Source organism: Litoreibacter sp. (genome assembly GCF_039974535.1).
Taxonomy (GTDB): Bacteria; Pseudomonadota; Alphaproteobacteria; order Rhodobacterales; family Rhodobacteraceae; genus Litoreibacter.
The window spans coordinates 258,170-279,007 of sequence record NZ_JBDWIU010000012.1; the positions used below are offsets into that span (position 1 = coordinate 258,170).

A 20,838-nucleotide genomic window follows, 5' to 3' on the forward strand; every position below is an offset into this window, starting at 1 on the left:
GTTCCGCTTCGGGGGCTTTTTTAATTGGGTGTGACGTGGCGCTTAGTCGGCGCGACGCTCCGCAAAACTTTTCTCGATGAAGGTTGGCAGGTGGTCGCCCAAGCCCACGACTTTCGGGCCACGGTCTTCGTTGCGGCCACGGCCTTTGCCACCACGTGAGCGCGAACGCGGTGCGTTCTCTTGCTTGGGTGCGGCTTCTTTTTCACGAGGCTTGTTTTCAGCTGCAGCTTCCACCTTCTTCGCAGGCTTGGCCTTTGCTTCAGTGGGTGTCTCATCGACAGGGGCAGGGGCTTCGGTTGTGGCCTCTACTTCCACGACCTTCACCTCAGCCTCTTTGGCCTTGGAACGGCTGCGGGAGCGGGAGCGCGACTTCGTCGGGCGCTCCTCTTTGGTGTCGGCTGCTACATCGGCTTCCGTTGCTTTGGACACGGGCGCTTTTTGCTCGCCAACGTCGCCGCGTGGAACTGGTGTTTCGATCAAGCTTTCGATCGCCGCCAATTGCTTTTCGTCCTTGGGGGTCGAAATCATCATCGCAGTCCCAAGACGGCCCGCGCGACCGGTGCGGCCAATGCGGTGCACATAGTCTTCGGCATGGCCCGGAACGTCGAAGTTGAACACGTGGCTCACGTTCGGAATATCCAACCCACGTGCCGCGACATCGGAGGCCACGAGGAAACGGATTTTGCCGTCTCGGAAACCTTCCAACGTGCGCATGCGGTGGTTTTGGTCCAGATCGCCGTGGATCGGTTCCGCGTCATGGCCGTATTTTTTCAACGACTTGGCAACGATATCCACATCAACCTTACGGTTGCAGAAGATGATGCCGTTGGTGACTTTCTCGCCCTCTTGGTCGATCAACTTGCGCAGGAAGTCGCGCTTTTGCTTGGCTTGAGCGTCGCGGCGGGTGCCGGGCAGCTCATAGAGCAATTGCGTGATCGTATCTGAAGTCGTCGCCTGACGGGCCACTTCGATCCGTTCTGGATTGGACAAAAAGGTGTTGGTGATCCGTTCAATCTCTGGCGCCATAGTGGCCGAGAAGAACAATGTTTGGCGGGTGAACGGTGTCATCTGGAAGATGCGCTCGATGTCAGGGATGAAGCCCATGTCCAGCATGCGGTCGGCTTCGTCAACAACCATGACTTTAACGTCAGACAAGATCAGTTTGCCGCGTTCGAAATGGTCCAGAAGGCGGCCCGGCGTGGCAATGAGAACGTCAACGCCGCGATCGATCAATGCGTCTTGTTCTTTGAACGAAACGCCGCCGATCAGCAGGGCCTTGGTCAGCTTGGTGTGCTTGGCGTAGAGGTCGAAGTTCTCTGCAACCTGCGCCGCTAATTCGCGGGTAGGGGCCAGAACCAAGGAGCGGGGCATACGTGCCCGCGCGCGTCCACGGTTCAGCAAGGTGATCATCGGCAGGGTAAAGCTGGCAGTTTTGCCCGTACCGGTCTGCGCGATGCCTAGAACATCGCGGCCCTCTAAAGCGGGCGGGATAGCGCCGGCTTGAATGGGGGTAGGCTCTGTGTAGCCAACTTCGTCAATCGCCTTAAGAACTTTGGCGTGCAACTTCAGGTCTGTGAATTTTGTCATGTATATCCAAATTGCGCAGCCCCACCATGGGGCAACATGCGGCAGAAATTGGGGACGCAGGTTCCAACGCGTCCCTGCGTCGACTTGTGGACGTTTTCCACAGGTACGCAGCATGTAGCCCGAGTAGATGCAGAGGTCAATAAATACGGGAAAACAGGCGCTTTATTGGTATAAAACAAGCGCCTGTTTGCAACAATTCACGAAAAATCAACCAATTGATGACGATCTAACTCCGAGAGAATCGGCGTGTCGCCACGAGTACGCCCAAGACGACCAACGCGACCGCCAGCCAATTGACGCCAATGGAGTTCTCCTTGCCCAGCCCTACCATGGCGGCTGTCACTAATCCTGAGCAAGTCATCAACGCACCCAACATCGCCTGCCAAGGACCCGGGCGCATCTCGGCCTTTGTTCTACTTCCCGCCTCGAACACCACGAAGACCAGCACAAAGGGGATAAGAACGGCGGTGAATAACATCACCCAAATTGGGCGCATGGCCCACCATAACCCTGTGCCGGGGGCCTCGTGAAGACCGATGCCGCCAAACAGGTAGGCCGTGATGCCAACGACGATCAAAAGCGCTGTCATATGCCATAGATAAATCGACATGATCATCTGGTTGAACACGATGACCCATGCCCAGATACGAGTATTCTGCAGCCATCTTTGAGCCACATCCGTGAGCAAAAGGATGATGCCGATTTGTACGCTGCCCACGGCAAGCATAGCGGTAGTAGGAGGGCGGGTATTGGACATCTCAGCACCCGGAACGCTGACCATGGCGACCGGAAAGCCGAAGTGCACAATCAAGATGTAGAGCCATGCGAGGCCGATAGCGATAAAACCAAGGGCCCAAGGCTTAGGGCGTTTCGCCTGTCCCCACCAATAGCCAAGCTGATGAACCGCTAGCCAAACGAAGGCGTAATTGGTCCAACGTAGCCAGCCTTGGTCTGCGCCAAAAGCGATAGCATCCACCAAGATTGCCGCAAGTGCCAGCAAGCCCACGGATGTGATCCCCAGCTTATCCCACATCGCCATCGTTACAGGGACGGCCATGGTCATGATGATATAGACGGCGAGGAACCAAACAGGCACGAGCGCGGCTTGCGATGCAGTTGAGATTAACTCAACGGAGACACCCAAAGCGTGCGCTACGACGCCTGCAACGGCCCAAGCGAGGACGACAGGAACCGTGGGTTTCAACAGGCGCGACAGGCGCGAAGAGGCCCACGCGGATTTCTTCACAGGATCCTTGCACGCTGATGTCCAAGACAACCCGTTGGAGAAGCCGCCAACGAAGAAAAAGACCGGCATCACTTGGAACAACCAGGTTGCGTAATGGGTCCAGCGTTGTTCGGCCAGCAGGATGACGAATTCCAACTCGCCATCGCGGATCACACCAGCGACCAGCAGCCAATGGCCTAATATGACAAAACTGATGGCGATGGCACGGTAGAGATCAACGGCACGGTTGCGTGTCTCTGGGGTGCGTTCGGCGGCCCAATGGGCTGCGGCCAGAAGCCCTTTGGGCATCTTCTCAGGTGTTTGGGATGTGGTCACGTGCGCTGCTCTATATGTTTGTTATAATTTAGTTTTAGGCCGATTTCTGGCCATGATATAACAAGCATAACAGAAGTGCCGACGCAAATCGACACTTCTGCGAAGGGCGTGAATTACACCATCATTTCCTTGGTCGCGCTGAGCGTCACATCGGGGTAATCGCGGGCCACGCGGTCGATGTCCCATTGCAGGCGGGTCAGGAACACCACGTCGCCGTCGTTGTCATGGCTGATGTGCTGCTTGTTGGCCTCGATGAACTTGTCCACCGCGTCCTTGTCGCCGGTAACCCAGCGGGCAGAGGTGAATTGCGAACCCTCAAAGCGCACGGGCAGGCCGTATTCCAACTCGATGCGTGAGGCGAGCACCTCGAATTGCAATGCGCCCACAACGCCCACGATAAAGCCGGAGCCGAAGGCCGGTTTGAACACTTTCGCGGCGCCTTCTTCTGCGAACTGCATCAACGCTTTTTCCAAATGCTTGGATTTCAGCGGGTCACCCGCGCGGCAGGTTTGCAGCAATTCCGGCGCGAAGGAGGGGATGCCCGTGGCGCGGATCATCTCGCCTTCGGTCAACGTGTCGCCGATGCGCAGCTGGCCGTGGTTGGGGATGCCCATGATGTCGCCGGCCCAAGCCTCTTCGGCCAATTCGCGGTCAGAGGCGAGGAACAGCACAGGGTTTGAGATCGCCATAGGTTTCTTGGTGCGTACATGGGTCAGTTTCATGCCGCGTTTGAAGTGGCCCGAGGCCATGCGCACAAAGGCCACGCGGTCGCGGTGCTTGGGATCCATATTGGCTTGGACTTTGAAGACAAAGCCGCAAACCTTTGTCTCGTCAGGTGAAATTGCGCGTGGGCTGGCTTTTTGCGGCTGTGGCTGTGGGCCGAAATCCGCGATGCCCTGCATCAATTCCTGCACCCCGAACGAGTTAATGGCAGAACCGAACCAGATCGGTGTCATGGTTCCGTCAAGGAAGTCTTGGTGGTTGAAGGTGGGAAGCAATTCCTTCGCCATTTCAATCTCTTCTAAGAATTGCTTCAACTGCGCCTCTGGCACATGTTCGGCCAGTTTCGGATCGTCCAACCCGTTAATCTCGATGCTCTCGGCGACCTTGTTACGGTCTGCACGGTCCATCAATTCAAGGCGGTCATTGATCAGATCGTAACACCCCATGAAGTCGCGACCCACGCCAATGGGCCAAGACGCAGGTGTCACGTCAATCGCAAGGTTTTCTTGGATTTCGTCAATAATCTCAAATGTATCGCGGCTTTCGCGGTCCATTTTGTTGCAAAAGGTCAAGATAGGAAGGTCGCGTAAGCGGCAGACTTCAAACAGTTTTTGCGTTTGGCTCTCTACGCCCTTGGCCCCATCAATCACCATGACGGCCGCATCAACTGCGGTCAGCGTGCGGTAGGTATCCTCCGAGAAATCGGAGTGACCGGGCGTGTCGACAAGGTTGAAGCGGTACTTATCAAAGTCGAACGACATGGCGGAGGCCGACACCGAAATCCCGCGATCTTTCTCCATCTGCATGAAGTCGGAACGGGTGCGGCGGGCCTCGCCTTTGGCACGTACTTGGCCAGCCATCTGGATCGCGCCACCATAGAGAAGGAATTTCTCGGTAAGCGTCGTTTTCCCCGCATCGGGGTGCGAGATGATGGCGAAAGTCCGTCGACGAGCAATCTCGGGCGGCAATTCAGGCTGGTTATGTGCGCGATCTAACATGTGTTGGGATATAGAGGCGTCAGCGGCGTTCCGCAATCGGTCAGAAGGGTTGCTTGATCAGTTGCAGCATCTGGGGCATGGTCTGGAACATTAAAGGAACATAACGAGGATGATTAACCAATGACATTGATTGAAATCGCAAATGAATTGGTCGCAGGCTGCCGCGAGGGCCGCGAAGAGGAAAACCTAGACAAGATTTACGCGACAGACGCCGTATCGGTCGAGGCAAGGGACTTGGGCAACGGGCGTGAAACTGTTGGCATTGAAGGCATCAAAGGCAAACACGAATGGTTCGCTAGCGCCTTTGAAATCCTAGACGCAAATGTTGATGGCCCATATCCGCATGGCGATGACCGCTTTGCGGTAATCTTCAAGATGAAGGCCAAAAGCAAAGAAAACGGCGAGATCAGCGATATGGAAGAGGTCGCAGTTTACCACGTCGCAAACGGGAAAATCGTGCGCGAAGAGTTCTTCTACGTGGATTAGGGGCTATAATCGAGCCCTTTACCAATAAAGGGCTCTATAGGCGGGACGCAAGCGGGTGGTGTTATATCCGGCCCGCTTGGCGCAGCAGGTTCACTGCGTCTTTGCTTTTTAGCGGGACGCGGCTGAATTTTGGCTCTGCGGACGGCAGGTCAGGGAACAGCTGCAGCACCTCGGACGCCACATCTGCGGGCAGGCCGTTTAGGATCTGCTTGGACATATGCAGGCTCTCGGAAGGCACGCCCTCGGCGTATAGGATTTGGTGTTGGTCGAAGACCAGCTGCGTGTACTCGACGAAGCCGCCCTTGCGCACGTAGATCGTGTCGTCATTCACTAGATCAATGGCCGAGATCAGCACGTCGCGCGACCCCACCATAACCTCGGCGCGCCAGTCGGACACCAGCATGCGGTGCTGCTGGCTGACGGTGATGGTTTCAGCGTTGCCCATAGCGCCTTGCGCAATCACGACAGGGGCGAACTCGCCAGCACCTTGCACGGTGCGCGACCCCATCCAACGAATGGGTTGCATGCCATTGTCGCGTGTCAAAACGCGGTCACCGGCCTTGAGCAGCTCAACTGGGCGCTGCGAGCCGTCGGACATTGTGATACGCGTGCCACGGCCAAAGCTCATGCCGGTGAGATCGGCGAGTGGCACCTCGGTTGGGGCGTCCTCAGCCGCGATCAGCGTGTATTCCACACCGGTTTCGATTGGGCCAAGCGGGTAAAGGTAGTCGCGAGCATGGGGGGCGTCGCAGGTAATGATCAGCGCATCCACGGAGGCGCCGATTTGCGTCATGAACGTCAAACGCGCCGTGATGCTTGTTCTTGTGCCGGGCACCTCGATCTGGCTGCCGTCAGACACGGAAAATGTCGGACGGGGGCCAGCGCCGAGCTTCTCGGATAAGTCCATGGAGTAAATTTGCGCGCTGCGCTTCAAGCTGTAGCCGTCACCGAGGCACACATCTTTGATGCCTGAAACCGCATCGCCATGGTTAACCCCGTTCGTGACGCGGAACTCCGCGGCAGGGTAGACTAAGAACGCATGGCTTGCGATGAATTCGGTCGGTAGTTGATGTTGCATGTGGCAGCTCACTCGTAAACGTACAGCAATTATCAGCTAAGCCAGATCAAGATACCCGCGCCCCCACGCTTGCACCCTCTGGCGAACCCCACCGCCATAGTATGGTTTTCATTACCCCTTATCTTTTGTCTAAAGCAACAATTTCAGGGGAAATCGCTTAAAATTCACTCAAAAGTGTAGGTTGGTGGAAACAATGTCCTTCTTCTGACGCCTTTTTACGCGCCAAGGACGGATGCCTGATGTTGTTTGGGCGCGCAACTCACGAATCGACGAGGCCAAATTTGGGTGCTAGTCATGCACTGACGCAGACAAATTAAGACACATCAAAAGGGCGAGACATGGATTTAGGCATCAAAGGCAAGACGGCATTGGTTTGTGCATCGAGCAAAGGCTTGGGGCGCGGCTGCGCGGAGGCATTGGCCGAGGCTGGCGTTAACCTGATTATGAACGCTCGGACTGATGGCCCGCTGCAAGAGGCGGCTCAAAGCATTCGCGACCAATTTGGGGTGGAGGTCACGGCGGTTGCCGCCGACATCACCTCCGAGGAGGGTCGCTTGAAGGTGTTGGATGCCGCAGGGCAGGTCGATATCTTGGTTAACAACGCTGGCGGTCCCCCTCCGGGAATGTGGAGCGACTGGGATCGTGAAGACTTCATTGCCGCCCTCGACGCCAACATGCTGACCCCCATTGCGCTTATCAAGGCGCTGGTGCCCGGGATGATGGAGCGAGGCTGGGGCCGTGTAGTTAACATTACATCCCAATCGGTTAAGGCACCCATTCCGGTGCTTGGCCTGTCGAATTCTGCGCGCGCCGGATTGACCGGATACGTCGCAGGCACATCTCGCCAAGTCGCGCCATCTGGCGTGACAATGAACAACATGCTGCCGGGCATTCACGCGACGGACCGCGCCGCATCACTGGATTCCGGGGTCAGCGCGCAGCAAGGGATTTCGGTGGATGACGCACGTGCGGCCCGCGAAGCAACCATCCCAGCCCGCAGATACGGGACACGTGAAGAATTCGGCGCGACCTGTGCATTCCTATGTTCTATGCACTCTGGGTTCATTGTCGGGCAGAACATCCTGCTGGACGGTGGCGGCGTAAATTCAACGCTTTGATCCATCACGATTTTGTTGGTGTTCATCTTAGGCCTCGCCCGTAGGGCGGGGCTTTGCTATGGCCGATATACACTGACTTCCAAGACGGGAAATATCCATGCTTAGCCTCTACGTCATTGCCGCCTTCGGAGTGGTCATTGTGTTCTCTTTCGTGACTGCGCCCCGTCGTGCCTCGGTCGAGGGCTTTTTCGAGGGGCAGGTAGCCGGACGTGCACCAGGGCTTTGGACTTTGGTGTTGAGCCAAGTCACCACTTGGATATTCGCCCGCTCACTGATGAATTCTGCCATTCTTGGCTACTATTACGGCGCGCCAGGCACATTGGCCTACGCGGCCTACTACCTGTCGTTCCTGACCGGGGGCTATATCATTGGGCAACTGCGGACACGGGAAGCTAGCTCCGTTCAGGATTGGTTGGGGGCTTTGTTCGGCTCAGTAGGCAAGGGCGGCTACAACGTGGTCATCGCCTTGCGTCTGTTGTCTGAAGTATTCGCCAACCTGTTAGTGGTCGGCCTGATTTTTAACGCCGTTTTGCCAGAAGTTGCGAACGCAGGGACTTACGCGATCATCGTCGTTGCGGTTCTGGGGTTGGCTTATTCCGCGTGGGGTGGGCTTAGCGCTGCCTTGCGCACGGATGTGGTGCAGATGGTGTTGTTCTTGGCCGTGTTCGGGGTAGCCTTCATCTACCTTATCGCGTCGCCTGACTTCTCAATGGCGGCAATCATCACCTCGGAAGGGGCGTCGGGGCAGCGCCAAGGGTGGGTGCTGTTGGCCGTGGCGATGCTTCAGGTGTTCTCATACCCTGCGCATGACCCCGTTATGATGGATCGCGGTTTTATCGCGGACCCCAAAACCACCCGCAATTCCTTCCTCCACGCCTTTTGGCTGTCTGCCTTGTGCATCTTGGCCTTTGGCGTCTTTGGCATCCATGCGGCGAACTTGGGCGCGGCTTACGAGGGGCAGTTGTTGACCACTTGGGCGGGCATGTTCCCGTCATGGGTCTTCGTTGCTTTGTTGGTGTCTCTGCTGGTGTCGGCATTGTCGACCTTGGACTCGGCCCTGTCATCGGCATCACGTCTGTGCGTTGAAGAACTACGCCTCGCGCCGCGCTCGCTGATGGGTGGCCGTATGGTCATGGTGGTCTTCATGGTGTTGGGCGGTGCTCTGACGCTGTGGGGGAATTCGACACTGTTTGACGCGGTTGCGGTTTCTGGCACGGCGTCGATGTTTCTAACGCCGATCATGGTTGCTGTGTTCGTTTTCGGCTGGTCTGTCCCACTGTGGTCTTACGTGGTTTCCTTTGGGGCCGCGATTGCAGGGGCTGCGGCGTATTTCTTGCGCGGGGCGGAGTTCATGGCGTTCATCCTGCCGGATGCGCCTAAGTACGAGCAGTTGTTGGCAATTTGCGTGGTCGTTCTGGTCGTGGGCTTCGCAGCTGTGCTGATCGGCTCACGCAGGGTTGCCGACTAGGGGAGAGGCTGTTACCTAATTTTCCGATTGTTTTGATCGGTTAAAAGGCGACGCATATCGTGACCCCAAGGCTAGAGCTGAAAAATATCTGTAAACAATTTGCAGGAAAGCGGGTCGTGGAAGATCTGTCTCTCAGCGTGGCGCCGGGGCAGGTGACCTGTCTTCTCGGTCCCTCGGGTTGCGGTAAATCCACGACCTTGCGCATCATTGCGGGTGTCGAGCGTCAGACCAGTGGCGAGCTATGGGTCGATGGCCAGCTGATCTGCGGCGATGGGCTGCGGGTGCCGCCTGAGGGGCGCTCCATTGGGTTGATGTTCCAAGACTTCGCCTTATTTCCGCATCTGAGTGTGTCGCAAAACGTGGGCTTTGGGTTGATCCTTGCCAAAGCGGACGCCGCCATGCGGGTAGGCGAGTTGTTGGAGCGCGTTGGGCTGTCGGGCTTTGGTGACATGTACCCGCATGAGCTGTCGGGCGGCGAGCAGCAGCGGGTGGCCTTGGCGCGCGCCTTGGCCCCACGCCCAAAGATCATGCTGATGGATGAGCCATTCTCTGGCCTTGATGACCGCTTGCGCGACGGTATTCGTGACGAGACGTTGGAGGTGCTAAAAGAAGAAGGCACCGCCGTTTTGCTGGTCACCCACGAGCCGCATGAAGCGATGCGCATGGCGGATGAAATAGCGCTTATGCGTGGTGGTGAGATCGTGCAGCAAGGCAATCCCTACAATATCTACAACGCGCCGGTTGATAAGGCCGCTGCTGCGTTTTTCAGCGATATCAATGTAATACGCGGCAAGTCTAATGGAGCGTTGACGGATACGCCTTTCGGGCAGTTCCTGACGCCAGGCCATTCGGACGGGGGCGGGGTTGAGATCGTGATCCGCCCCCAGCACTTGAAAATTGACTTTGACCGAAAGGGGCAAGGTCCCAATCCGACGCCGCAAGATGGCACACCAGCGCGCGCAATTGTGGAGCGGGCGCGGTTCATGGGACGTGAAAGCTTGGTGGAGTTCCGCATGGAGTCTGACGGCTCTATGCTGAAGGCGACGGTGCCGGCTGTGTTCTTGCCGAAAGCTGGCACGACCCTATGGCTGACCATGCGCCGCGACCGGTGCTTCGTGTTCCCAGCCTGACCTAAATGAGCCGCTTGCGCGGCCCGACATTCTTGAATTACCGCGTGACCATCAACCGCGTGAGCCCATGGAAATGGTAGCTTGTGGCGTATTCCGGTGGCGCGGCCAGCGCCAGATTTGGGCATCTGTCGAACAGGGCCTTGAGTGCGATGGACAGCTCCAACCTTGCCAAGGGGGCGCCGACGCAAAAATGCAATCCTGCGCCAAAGCTGGTGTGTGCGGGCATAGCTCTGTTTGGATCAAACGTTTCGGGGTTGGGATAAACGGCAGGGTCGCGGTTGGCCGCCCCAAGCAGCAAACCGACCTGTTCGCCTTTCTTGAAGCTGTGACCGAAGACGACGATGTCCTCCATCGCGAACCTTGTGAACATGTGAAGTGGCGGGTCGAACCGTAAGACTTCTTCGGCAAAGGCATCTGGCGTATCCGGTCTCAGGCCGGTTTCAAGCGCGGTTTTGACCCCATTTCCAAGGGTGTGAACCGTGGCCTCATGCCCCGCATTGAGCAGCAATATACATGTGGTGATCAACTCGTCCGTGGACAGACGTTGCCCGTCTTCCTCTGCGGCGATCAGATGCGTGATCAGATCATCGGCAGGGGCTTCACGGCGGGCTTCAACGTAGGTGCGCAGGTAGGCGCTGAAATCTGTGGCTGCCTGTGCGGCGGCATCCTCATCTGCGCGGGTGCGGGCAGCCATATACATGCGGACCATGGCGTTGGACCAGCGCAGAAGGTCAGGAGCTTTTTCCTCGGGCACACCCAACAGGCGGGCGATGATGATCACGGGGAGTTTCTGCGCAAATTCGCTAAGTAAGTCGAACGAAGCCTCAGGGAATCCGTCTATTAATTCGTGGCTTAGGGTCTCAATCTCAGGGGCCAGTTCCTTGATGCGGCGCGACGTGAAGGCGCGCAAGACCAAGCCACGCAGGCGGGTGTGGCGGGGCGGTTCCAGCTCCAGCATGGAGTGGGCTTCGACTGCATAGAATGGTTTTTGGTGATCTGGGATCACTGGCGGATAAGGGTTCTCTCGGCCAAAGCGGCGATCACGCAGGAGGGCCGAGACCGCTTCATGGGACGCAGCTACGGGCATGTTGTAATCCTCCCACCAGACCAATGGGCCTAGTGGGCGAATACGGTCGTAGAAGGGGTAGGGATCTTGGTTTAGCCCGACATCCGTTGGCGCTTGTGAGACGCGCTTCATTCAGATGGCGTCTTCCAAGGCTTTGATTATGCCTGAAAAGTCCTCGGCTTTAAGGGATGCGCCGCCGACCAATGCGCCATCCACGTTGGAGACGTTAAAAATTTCGGACGCATTCGAAGGCTTTACTGAGCCGCCGTATAGCAGGCGGATGGAGCGGCCAACGCCTTCCCCGAAGCGGGTTTGGAGCTTGGATCTGATGAAGTCGTGAACCTCGCCGATTTGCGCCAGTGTAGGCACTTTGCCTGTGCCGATGGCCCAGATAGGTTCATAGGCTATGACCGTGTTCTCACCGGTCAAAATGTCGGGCAGGGAGCCTGCCAATTGCCCCGCGATAATTTCCAACGTGTTGGCAGCTTCGCGTTCTTCCAGGCTTTCGCCGATGCAGATCACGACCTTAAGGTCGGCAGCCAATGCGGCGCGGGCTTTGCTGCGAACATCGTCGTCGCTCTCACTGTGATCTTCGCGGCGCTCCGAGTGGCCCAAAATCACATAGGACGCGCCCGCATCCTTTAGCATTTCTCCCGAAATGTCGCCCGTGTGCGCGCCGTTTTTCTCGCCGTGGCAGTCTTGTCCTGCGACCTCCAAGGCGTGATTGGCGGCACTGACGACCATTGACGAGATCAATGTCGCGGGTGGGGCGATGAGCAGGTCAACGCGGGGGCTAGGATGAGCCGCACATAGGGCTTCGACCTCGGCCAATTGGGTAGAGACCCCGTTCATTTTCCAGTTTCCGGCGGCAAGCTTACGGCGCATAGGGTCTTCGTCCTTTAGAGATGTTCTAAGGCGCGCGCGGCAAGGGCGCTGGCCTCGGATGGGTCGTCAAGAAACTGATCGGGAAGCGACCAGTACGGCATTCCGGTCACTTTGCCGTCCTTGCGCGTGTAGGTCCAGCGTGTTCCGCCAAGAGCTTCAATTTCGGGGATAAAGTCACCCTGCGATTTCAGGAAAATTTGCCCATCGGAATGGAGTAGGGCGAATATCTGACCCTCAGAGTACAGGCAAAGGCCGCCCATCATTTTGCGGGTGGATATGGCTGGGATATTTACGAAAAGTTCGCGAGCGAAGGCAATGTCTGCCTCGCCCACGCTCATTTTTGGAATAGGCTCTCGTCGAACTTTATCGACTCGCCGCACCCACATGCCTCGGAGACATTGGGGTTGTTGAACTTGAAGCCGCTTTCCAGCAGGCTGGTTTCATAGTCGATTTCAGTGCCGAACAAGAACATCTGCGCCATGGGGGCGATGATCACGCGGGCGCCGTTTTGCTCAACCACTTCGTCGTTGGCGGCGACTTCATCCACGTAGTCCATGGTGTATTCCATGCCTGCGCAGCCGCCTTTTTTGACGCCTACTTTCAATGCCTTATGCCCGTCACGGTCCATCAGCTTCGCGATCTGCTGCGCAGCCCGATCCGTGATGGAAACCGCCTGTTTGCCGGGAATAGAAAACATTACATGAACCCCAATTCCAAACGAGCCTCGTCGGACATCATTTCCATGCCCCAAGGTGGCTCCCAACTGATGTCGACGCTGACCTGCTTGACGCCTGCCATTGGCTCAATGGCTTCCGCGATCCAACCGGGCATTTCACCGGCAACGGGGCAACCCGGTGCGGTCAAGGTCATGATGATAGCGACCTCGTTTTGGTCGGTAATATCAATGGTATAGATAAGGCCAAGATCATAGATATTCACTGGAATTTCAGGGTCATAGACCGAGCGGCATGCCTCCACGACACTGTCGTAGAGCGGATGGTCGGTGGAAGACGGCTTAATCAGCGGCGCGCCTTCGAGGTGTTCAGTTGGCTGGTTCATTTTCAGCGTCCATAAAGAGTAGTTGAGCAAAGATATAAGGATTGAACGCAGCATCGTCCAGTACCGCAGGTGCACGATTTAGTTTGTTCTTGTTGCAATCTGGCTAAGTTTCTTAGGCGGCGGGGAAGAACTCTCGCATTTTCGCGTCAAAATAAGTACGCGTAATCGTGGCGCGGTTGCCTGCGAAGCCATCATAATGGCTTTTCCCCGAGGAGTTTGGCAGTCCAGCCCATATTTTGGCGAGGTTATTCATAAAGCGTTTGCGCGACAGACGACCCGCTTGGAACTTTTGCAGACCTGCATCGGCGAGCAATAAATCTGCCAATTGATCTTGTACTGGTGGGGAGAAGCGCACTGTTGTGGGGAGCCCAGCACGTTTGACCAACACCCGCAGTGTGGGTGGGATGAACTGATAACGCCCTATGGCATGAGGCTGTCCCGGGGTGCGTTTGATCCAAGCAAGTATCTGACCAAGGGTCATCTGCGTTGGTGGCCTTGGGGTTTTCACCTTCGCGCCGACGTGCACGGCGTCATACCCCTTCGGGCCTGCCTCGGCTAATGCAATAAGCGACTTTAGGCGCGCCACTGGGGTGCCACCACCTACATTTTCTAACTCATATGTTTTGACGCGGGAGCGGCCAGAGCGGGCTCGTTCAATTGGATCGCCAGTGAGCCAGTCCTTATTGCCAAAGCTGCGCCACTTGGCACGCTCGGTCAAAGAGTTCTCCAACTCATAGCGGGTCGATTGCCCGTGGGCGGGCAGTGCCACACTTGCAAGCATTGATATAAGCAGCGAGCGGCGATTCATTTGTGACCATGTCCCTTGCGTAGAACTAACATTTACCCCTAAAGCGGGACCTATGACACAGAGATTTAAATTCGACCTTCACGCCACAGATGGCAAAGCACGTACCGGTGTAATCTCAACACCGCGCGGGGAAATTCGCACGCCGGCGTTTATGCCGGTGGGAACGGCCGCCACGGTGAAGGCGATGATGCCCGAAAGCGTACGTGCGACGGGCGCGGATATTTTGCTGGGCAACACCTATCACTTGATGCTGCGCCCAACCGCGGAGCGGATCGCCAATTTGGGCGGGCTGCACAAATTTATGAATTGGGATCGCCCGATCCTGACCGACAGCGGCGGCTTTCAGGTGATGAGCCTCGCCGATCTGCGCAAGCTGACCGAGAAGGGCGTCACCTTCAAATCGCACATCGACGGCTCCCAGCATATGCTTAGCCCCGAGCGGTCGATGGAAATCCAAAAGCTGCTCGGCTCCGACATCGTGATGTGTTTTGACGAATGCCCCGCATTGCCCGCAGACCGCGACCGGATCAATGAAAGCATGCAGCTCTCTATGCGATGGGCCGCGCGTTCCCGTGACGCATTTGGCGATCGCCCGGGCTACGCGCTCTTTGGCATCCAGCAAGGCGGGCTAGAGCAAGATTTCCGTGAGGAAAGCGCCAAGGCCCTGACCGAGATTGGGTTCGAGGGATACGCCGTTGGTGGCCTAGCCGTGGGCGAAGGGCAGGAGGCCATGTTTGGCTGTCTAGACTACGCGCCGGATCAGTTGCCCCATGACAAGCCGCGCTACCTTATGGGCGTTGGTAAGCCCGACGACATCGTCGGTGCCGTAGAGCGGGGCATCGACATGTTCGATTGCGTGCTGCCGTCGCGCTCTGGCCGGACAGGGCAAGCGTTTACGCGCCGTGCTGTGGTGAACATTAAGAACGCGCGCCACATGGATGATCCGCGTCCTTTGGATGAGGATTGCACATGCCCATGCTGCTCGCAGTATTCACGGGCCTATTTGCACCATGTGTTCAAATCGAGTGAGATGATATCCTCGATGCTCGTGACTTGGCATAACTTACATTACTATCAAGAGCTTATGGCGGGTTTGCGTGGTGCTATTGCAGCCGGTGAGTTGTCCGCTTTCGTGAAGAAATTCCACGAGGATCGCGCCGAAGGCGACATAGAGCGGCTGTAGTGATCAGGTCCACCGCATCTTTGCGCGGGGAAGCTTTGCCGTAATCAGTTCGCGCAATGTGTCGAGTTCCCATTCGTCTTTACAAGCACGTTTAGGGATGATCGACAGTCCACGCTTTGGCAATGTCAGGAAGAAATAATCCGGCGTTTCCACATACTTTTTGAAGGTGGTCCAAGGCAGTGCGGATTGTCCCTGCGCCGACTGCGTCTCAACCATGTCGTGGCTAAAGGTGACGTTAATTGGAGCGGTGTATTTCACCATTTTTCGATAGCCGCGCCGCCACAGAACGTTTCGCATGATGGTCATGACGGCGAAAATCACAGCGGCGCCAATCCAGACCCAACCAACACCAAGCCCCCAATATACAAGTCCAGTCCCTGAAGTGAGCGCGATTGCGGCAAGCAGCCAATTGCCGAGGTCACCTATGCCCCGATAGGACCAATAGGCGCGGGCTGCATGCATGAATTCCGGCTCGTCGATATGGTAGGTCAGATGCGTCATGTCGGGACGCTACCTTAAATCGGGACCTTGGCCTATAGCACAGTTAGGCCGCGCTTACTCCGCGCTCATCATGGTGGATTTGTTGGGGCCGTAAGTGTCACCATACCGCTTCTCTAAAATTTCCAGAAGCCTGTCGTGTTGATAGCCAAGAGCATCGTCGAACCAACGCTCAAGCAATCGTCCGATGCTCATTCCCGCACGTTCTTCGACGCAGGAAATAAAGCAGGAATCGCGATCTAGAGTTGTTGTTTGAAGCGAGAAAGTGCCGTCAACAAATGTGCCGTCAGCCTCGGTTCCTTGAAAGAAAAACCGACACGACGAGGGGTGGTCACGTTCCAGAAAAGTCAGGGCATAGACGGCAGCACGGTCTTTGCGGCCTTTGAATGTAACGTGAACGGTGTCTTCATCCTCGTCATCTTCATCATAACGGGCCATCATGCCAGTGCAATGATCGCTAGGTTCCGCGGCGCCGGGAACAACATGTCGCCAAACCAATCGCGCAGGATAGGGGATATGGCCGGAATAACGGTCTCGCCACGTGGTTTCGGTCCCAATTTTGTGAGCATATCGCCCGTGTAGGCCCTTCCAGATCAAAGCGGTCAATGCTCCCAACAGTGCAATGGCGCATATTGCGAAAAACGTACCCATCTCGCCAAATTTCCCAAGATAGAATAACGCTGCTGCTGTGAGGATTGCGGACATGCCCGAAATTTCAAGAAAACCACGATATCGAGGAACGGTCTTATAGATGCCCAGCCCAACGATCGTTGAAATTACCAATGCGCCGACAAATAAGCCGATATAGCCTATGGTTGATATTTCAAATTCCAAAATGGAAAGTTCGGCTATGCCGAACAAGGCTAAGCCGCCGGAAAACATGGCGAAACGGCGGTAATGTCTTAGTAGTAGTGCGAGCATGCGTGCGCATCCGTACGGTTGTAATACTTGTTATTTCCCTTTTTTAAACACGCTTTGGGGCAGTAGTGAGGCTGGATTTGGTATTTCCAATGACAGTCAGGGGGAAATTGGGCCGATTTTGCGCCTTGATCCGCTTGTATCCCCCGCTTGGGGCGTTCACACTAATGGCAACCAAATCGGTGAACGCTTGAAAGAGGAGTAGGGGACACCCACCTCTAAGCTCGACACCGGAGATTGCCCAACAGTTGCTGCGAACGCGGGGCTTGGGCGATTTTGCTAAAAAGGAAATATGATGACCGAGCAAAAGACCCTTTCTTATCCTGTCCTGCCGCTGCGTGACATTGTGGTGTTCCCACATATGATCGTTCCGCTGTTTGTGGGCCGTGACAAGTCTGTGCGCGCCTTGGAAGAGGTGATGAAAGACGACAAGCAAATCCTGTTGTCGAGCCAGATTGATCCGTCCGAAGACGACCCAAGCTCTGACGGCATATATGAGGTTGGCGTTTTGGCCAATGTGCTGCAATTGCTGAAGTTACCAGATGGTACAGTGAAGGTACTTGTTGAAGGGCAGTCGCGGGTAAAAATTTCCCAATATGTTGAAAATGATAGCTTCTTTGAAGCAGAAGCCATCGCGTTGGAGGAGACTCTGGGCGATGAGGAAACAGTGAATGCGCTGATCCGGACCGTCGCCGAAGAGTTCGAGCGTTACGCCAAGGTTAAGAAAAACATCCCCGAAGAGGCCTTGGCCTCCGTGGCTGAAACCGAAGTGCCAGACAAATTGGCAGATTTGGTTGGGGGTCATTTGGGCGTCGAGGTTCACCAAAAGCAGGAGCTTCTGGAAACCCTTAGCGTTGCTGAGCGTTTGGAAAAAGTCTTTGGCATGATGCAGGGCGAAATGTCCGTGCTGCAGGTCGAGAAGAAGATCAAATCCCGCGTCAAGAACCAGATGGAACGCACCCAGCGTGAGTACTATTTGAATGAGCAAATGAAAGCCATTCAGAAGGAACTTGGTGACGGCGAAGAAGGCCAAAATGAAGTGGCCGAATTGGAAGCCAAAATTGGCAAAACCAAGCTGTCTAAAGAGGCCAAAGAAAAGGTCGACGCAGAGGTCAAAAAGCTCAAGAACATGAGCCCGATGTCCGCGGAAGCCACAGTTGTGCGTAATTATCTGGATTGGATTTTGGGCATCCCTTGGGGTGTTAAATCCAAGGTCAAAAAGGACTTGGCGAAAGCCGAGAAGGTTCTTGATGATGACCACTACGGTCTGGAGAAGGTCAAAGAACGCATCGTCGAATATTTGGCGGTTCAGCAACGCTCCAAGAAGCTCAAAGGCCCGATCATGTGCCTCGTGGGCCCTCCGGGTGTTGGTAAGACATCGCTTGGTAAATCTGTGGCCAAGGCGACAGGGCGCGAATTTATCCGCATCTCGCTCGGTGGCGTGCGTGACGAATCTGAAATCCGCGGTCACCGCCGGACCTACATCGGCTCCATGCCAGGTAAGATCATTCAGGCGTTGAAGAAGGCGAAAACCACGAACCCGCTGATCTTGCTCGATGAAATCGACAAGATGGGGCAGGACTTCCGCGGTGATCCGGCATCCGCGATGCTTGAGGTGCTCGACCCAGAGCAAAACGGCAGCTTCGTCGACCACTACTTGGAAGTGGAATACGACCTGTCCAATGTCATGTTCCTAACAACGGCGAACAGCTACAACATGCCCGGCCCACTTCTGGACCGCATGGAGATCATCCCTCTGGCTGGCTACACCGAGGACGAAAAGTCCGAGATTGCCAAGCAACATCTTATCTCCAAGCAAGTGAAGAACCACGGCCTTAAAAAGGGCGAGTTCGAGCTGACCGATGAAGCATTGCTGGAAATGATCCGCACCTATACCCGTGAGGCGGGCGTGCGGAACTTGGAGCGCGAAATCGGCAAACTGGCCCGTAAAGCCGTCACCAAGATCGTGCGCAAAGCCGAGACCGAAGTGACGATCACGCCTGACAATCTGGACGACTACCTTGGCGTTAAGAAATATCGCTACGGTTTGGCCGAACAGGATGACCAGATCGGCGTGGTGACCGGCTTGGCCTACACGTCTGTCGGTGGCGAGTTGCTGTCGATCGAGGCGCTGCGCCTTCCTGGTAAGGGCCGGATGAAGACCACTGGTAAGCTGGGCGATGTGATGAAGGAATCGATTGATGCGGCGTCCTCCTATGTGCGCTCCATCTCGCCGACGATTGGTGTAAAACCGCCAACCTTTGACAAGATCGACATCCACGTGCACGTGCCGGACGGGGCAACCCCGAAAGACGGCCCATCCGCTGGCTTGGCGATGGTAACATCTATCGTGTCGGTACTGACGAAGATCCCCGTGCGTAAGGACATCGCTATGACAGGCGAGGTCTCCCTGCGCGGAAACGCCATGCCAATCGGCGGCTTGAAAGAGAAGCTGTTGGCGGCTTTGCGTGGCGGCATCAAGACAGTGCTGATCCCAGCCGAGAACGAGAAAGACTTGCCGGAAATACCTGACAACGTGAAAGCGGGTCTGGAAATTATTCCGGTGAAGCACGTCTCCGAAGTGCTGAAGCTGGCGCTGATCTCAGAGCCTGAAGCGATTGAATGGGACGAGGCCGCAGAAGAAGCCGCCGCGGCCGCACTCGCAGCCAAGGGTAACGGCGCGTCTGGTGCAGTCGCTCATTAAGCACCGGTAACAACCAATGAATGGGAAAGGGCGGCCGATCGTGGCCGCCCTTTTTCGTTTAAACTTGCGGGTCCTCCAAAACGATCAACGTCAAGTCCCCGCTTTCCTCAAGCTGCCTGATGGCAGCGGTCAATTTGCCCATCGCGGCTTCGGCCGCTTTGCCGGTGATGGTGTCTGCTTCGCCCATTTCCTCGCGGATGGCGTCGGCCATGCGTTTCGACAAGTTCTCCAAGATGAAGTCCACAACGTCTTGATGCTCTCCAGATCCTGCCTTCAATGCGGCGTTTAATTCGTCGCCGGGCAGGACGCGAATAATGGCTGGAATGTCCGTTGGTTTCAGACGAGTGAGAATGTCGGCGAAGGTGAAGATCGCCTTGCGAACTTGTGCCGCGAAGGCCGCGTCGAGCGTGTCCAACGCGTCCAAAACCGCGTCGCGCTGGGTCGAGCCTGCCGCGTTGAGCAGGGATGCGGCCCGCGCCACTGGTTTTGCAACGAATGCGCCAGCTGCTGCGTCGCCTTCTTGGCCCTCCAAGATCGTTTGTGCCACGATATCAACGGTTTCTGGCTTCACCGCGGCGGTCTCGGATATAGCGAAAGTTACTGCGTTCGCAGTCTCCAGCTCCAAAAGCTCCATCACATTGGTGGACGCTGTTGCTGGAAGTTTCGACATAATGATGGCCCCGATGCGCGGGCTTTCGGATGCTATACGCTCGGCCAATTCTTCAGGGGGGATATCTGCGATCAATTCCCATGTGTTTTTAGGCAGGGTGGGGCTGTGGATCTGGCGCATCCGTTCCAGCAGGCTGTCGCTTAGATTTCCCTCTAATGCGTCGAGTGCAGCGGTTGTATCGACAGGAAAACTAAGCCCGTGAGCTTCCAGATGTTTCGCGAATTCCGTCAGCACGGAGGCGACAGTGGCCTTGTTGATCGGCCCCATGGAGGCGTAAACGCGGGCCAGATGCACTTGCGTGGCCTCGGACATAATGGACAGCGGGATCGTACCATCGGCATGCAAGATCATTTGGACAATCACGGCGGCCTTCTGTGCCCCGTTCAATTTTATCGGTGTGTCGGTGGCGCTAAAGGAAAATGCCGTGGTGGCAATCTTCCCGCCAATACCAAAGCCCGCGCCCGCGCGTGGCTGTGCAACCAAATCCATAGCATCCCATCCCGTAATAACTCTCGCACTACTGAATAGAAGGGCCAGAGATTAACGCGACGTGACAAGCAACGAGTGAGGTAGCCCGCATTTGTGACAAATGAACAAAGGGCGGCGCTAAAGTCGATGCGCCGCCCTTTGTTGTCTTAAGTACTTGATCGAATTAACCCGTCGGGCTGCTTACGCATGCACCGGTGGCCGTATCCCACGTTGACCCTGCTTGGCAGGACGCGGCTTGTTTGTGTTGGCCGTAGCTGCATTCAGCCGCTGCAAGAGCGGGCGTCAGGGTGAGGGCCAGAGCGGCCAAGAATGTTTTGGTCTTCATCTGAGTTCTCTCCTGTTGTCTGTGCGAAAGACGCTACCATAACGCCACAAAAACGCAAAACGCCCGCGCAAAAGGCGGGCGTTT

Annotated in this window: 20 protein-coding genes; 6 read left to right on the top strand and 14 right to left on the bottom strand. The window is 56.2% G+C overall.

Features of this window, described 5'->3' with window-relative positions:
• Window positions 1–42 precede the first annotated feature (42 nt).
• From ABJN86_RS14240 to ABJN86_RS14250, 3 genes are all read right to left on the bottom strand, one after another.
• Entirely contained in the window at window positions 43–1,587 is a 1,545-nt protein-coding gene (locus ABJN86_RS14240) for a DEAD/DEAH box helicase (RefSeq protein ID WP_348363365.1), read from the bottom strand.
• 226 nt (window positions 1,588–1,813) lie between these two features.
• Window positions 1,814–3,148: an acyltransferase gene (locus ABJN86_RS14245; RefSeq protein WP_348363364.1), complete on the bottom strand. Its 1,335-nt coding sequence runs from the start codon at window positions 3,146–3,148 to the stop codon at window positions 1,814–1,816.
• A gap of 113 nt (window positions 3,149–3,261) precedes the next feature.
• On the bottom strand, window positions 3,262–4,869 hold the full coding sequence (locus tag ABJN86_RS14250) for a peptide chain release factor 3 (protein ID WP_348363363.1): 1,608 nt from the start codon (window positions 4,867–4,869) through the stop codon (window positions 3,262–3,264).
• Window positions 4,870–4,989: 120 nt separating this feature from the next.
• Between ABJN86_RS14250 and ABJN86_RS14255 the strand changes: the two genes are divergently transcribed.
• Window positions 4,990–5,355 carry a nuclear transport factor 2 family protein gene (locus tag ABJN86_RS14255; RefSeq protein WP_348363361.1) on the top strand — a complete coding sequence of 122 codons (366 nt, stop codon included), beginning with the start codon at window positions 4,990–4,992 and terminating at the stop codon, window positions 5,353–5,355.
• Between the two features lie 61 nt (window positions 5,356–5,416).
• Here ABJN86_RS14255 and ABJN86_RS14260 read toward each other — a convergent pair whose 3' ends face one another.
• Window positions 5,417–6,433 (bottom strand): Hint domain-containing protein, encoded by a 1,017-nt coding sequence (locus ABJN86_RS14260; RefSeq protein ID WP_348363359.1) that lies wholly within the window; start codon window positions 6,431–6,433, stop codon window positions 5,417–5,419.
• 338 nt (window positions 6,434–6,771) lie between these two features.
• Here ABJN86_RS14260 and ABJN86_RS14265 point away from each other — a divergent pair, with 338 nt between their 5' ends.
• The 3 genes from ABJN86_RS14265 to ABJN86_RS14275 all read left to right on the top strand — a co-directional run bounded on the left by ABJN86_RS14265 (window position 6,772) and on the right by ABJN86_RS14275 (window position 10,149).
• Window positions 6,772–7,551 carry an SDR family oxidoreductase gene (locus tag ABJN86_RS14265; protein WP_348363357.1) on the top strand — a complete coding sequence of 260 codons (780 nt, stop codon included), beginning with the start codon at window positions 6,772–6,774 and terminating at the stop codon, window positions 7,549–7,551.
• Between the two features lie 97 nt (window positions 7,552–7,648).
• Window positions 7,649–9,019: a sodium:proline symporter gene (locus ABJN86_RS14270; protein WP_348363356.1), complete on the top strand. Its 1,371-nt coding sequence runs from the start codon at window positions 7,649–7,651 to the stop codon at window positions 9,017–9,019.
• A gap of 56 nt (window positions 9,020–9,075) precedes the next feature.
• Window positions 9,076–10,149 (top strand): ABC transporter ATP-binding protein, encoded by a 1,074-nt coding sequence (locus tag ABJN86_RS14275; RefSeq protein ID WP_348363775.1) that lies wholly within the window; start codon window positions 9,076–9,078, stop codon window positions 10,147–10,149.
• 37 nt (window positions 10,150–10,186) lie between these two features.
• Here the strand turns inward: ABJN86_RS14275 and ABJN86_RS14280 are convergent, their stop codons facing one another.
• From ABJN86_RS14280 to ABJN86_RS14305, 6 genes are all read right to left on the bottom strand, one after another.
• Window positions 10,187–11,347, bottom strand: a complete 1,161-nt coding sequence (locus ABJN86_RS14280; RefSeq protein ID WP_348363355.1) for a cytochrome P450 — start codon at window positions 11,345–11,347, stop codon at window positions 10,187–10,189.
• A complete protein-coding gene (gene tpiA, locus ABJN86_RS14285) occupies window positions 11,348–12,100 on the bottom strand; it encodes a triose-phosphate isomerase (RefSeq protein WP_348363353.1) in 753 nt (250 codons plus the stop codon).
• A gap of 14 nt (window positions 12,101–12,114) precedes the next feature.
• On the bottom strand, window positions 12,115–12,438 hold the full coding sequence (locus ABJN86_RS14290) for a TfoX/Sxy family protein (protein ID WP_348363352.1): 324 nt from the start codon (window positions 12,436–12,438) through the stop codon (window positions 12,115–12,117).
• Window positions 12,435–12,797, bottom strand: coding sequence for an iron-sulfur cluster assembly accessory protein (locus ABJN86_RS14295; RefSeq protein ID WP_348363350.1), 363 nt, complete (start codon window positions 12,795–12,797; stop codon window positions 12,435–12,437). The genes ABJN86_RS14290 and ABJN86_RS14295 overlap by 4 nt, the downstream gene beginning before the upstream one ends.
• Complete coding sequence (locus ABJN86_RS14300) at window positions 12,797–13,159, bottom strand: SUF system Fe-S cluster assembly protein (RefSeq protein WP_348363349.1); 363 nt, start codon at window positions 13,157–13,159, stop codon at window positions 12,797–12,799. The genes ABJN86_RS14295 and ABJN86_RS14300 overlap by 1 nt, the downstream gene beginning before the upstream one ends.
• Window positions 13,160–13,271: 112 nt before the next feature.
• Complete coding sequence (locus ABJN86_RS14305) at window positions 13,272–13,967, bottom strand: hypothetical protein (RefSeq protein WP_348363348.1); 696 nt, start codon at window positions 13,965–13,967, stop codon at window positions 13,272–13,274.
• Between the two features lie 52 nt (window positions 13,968–14,019).
• On the opposite strand from ABJN86_RS14305, the gene tgt reads away from it, so the two are divergent.
• Window positions 14,020–15,150 (top strand): tRNA guanosine(34) transglycosylase Tgt, encoded by a 1,131-nt coding sequence (gene tgt / locus ABJN86_RS14310; protein WP_348363347.1) that lies wholly within the window; start codon window positions 14,020–14,022, stop codon window positions 15,148–15,150.
• 3 nt (window positions 15,151–15,153) lie between these two features.
• Here the strand turns inward: tgt and ABJN86_RS14315 are convergent, their stop codons facing one another.
• Together ABJN86_RS14315 and ABJN86_RS14320 are read right to left on the bottom strand one after the other, a co-directional pair.
• The gene (locus ABJN86_RS14315; RefSeq protein ID WP_348363346.1) at window positions 15,154–15,651 is read right to left on the bottom strand and encodes a YcxB family protein; all 498 of its coding nucleotides are present in this window, start codon (window positions 15,649–15,651) and stop codon (window positions 15,154–15,156) included.
• Window positions 15,652–15,705: 54 nt separating this feature from the next.
• Window positions 15,706–16,569 (bottom strand): hypothetical protein, encoded by an 864-nt coding sequence (locus ABJN86_RS14320; RefSeq protein WP_348363345.1) that lies wholly within the window; start codon window positions 16,567–16,569, stop codon window positions 15,706–15,708.
• A gap of 292 nt (window positions 16,570–16,861) precedes the next feature.
• Between ABJN86_RS14320 and lon the strand changes: the two genes are divergently transcribed.
• Window positions 16,862–19,270, top strand: a complete 2,409-nt coding sequence (gene lon, locus ABJN86_RS14325) for an endopeptidase La (protein WP_348363343.1) — start codon at window positions 16,862–16,864, stop codon at window positions 19,268–19,270.
• 58 nt (window positions 19,271–19,328) lie between these two features.
• Here the strand turns inward: lon and ABJN86_RS14330 are convergent, their stop codons facing one another.
• Both ABJN86_RS14330 and ABJN86_RS14335 read right to left on the bottom strand, forming a co-directional pair.
• Window positions 19,329–20,429, bottom strand: a complete 1,101-nt coding sequence (locus ABJN86_RS14330) for a FliG C-terminal domain-containing protein (protein WP_348363341.1) — start codon at window positions 20,427–20,429, stop codon at window positions 19,329–19,331.
• Window positions 20,430–20,592: 163 nt separating this feature from the next.
• Window positions 20,593–20,754, bottom strand: coding sequence for a hypothetical protein (locus ABJN86_RS14335; protein ID WP_348363340.1), 162 nt, complete (start codon window positions 20,752–20,754; stop codon window positions 20,593–20,595).
• Between the last annotated feature and the right edge of the window lie 84 nt (window positions 20,755–20,838).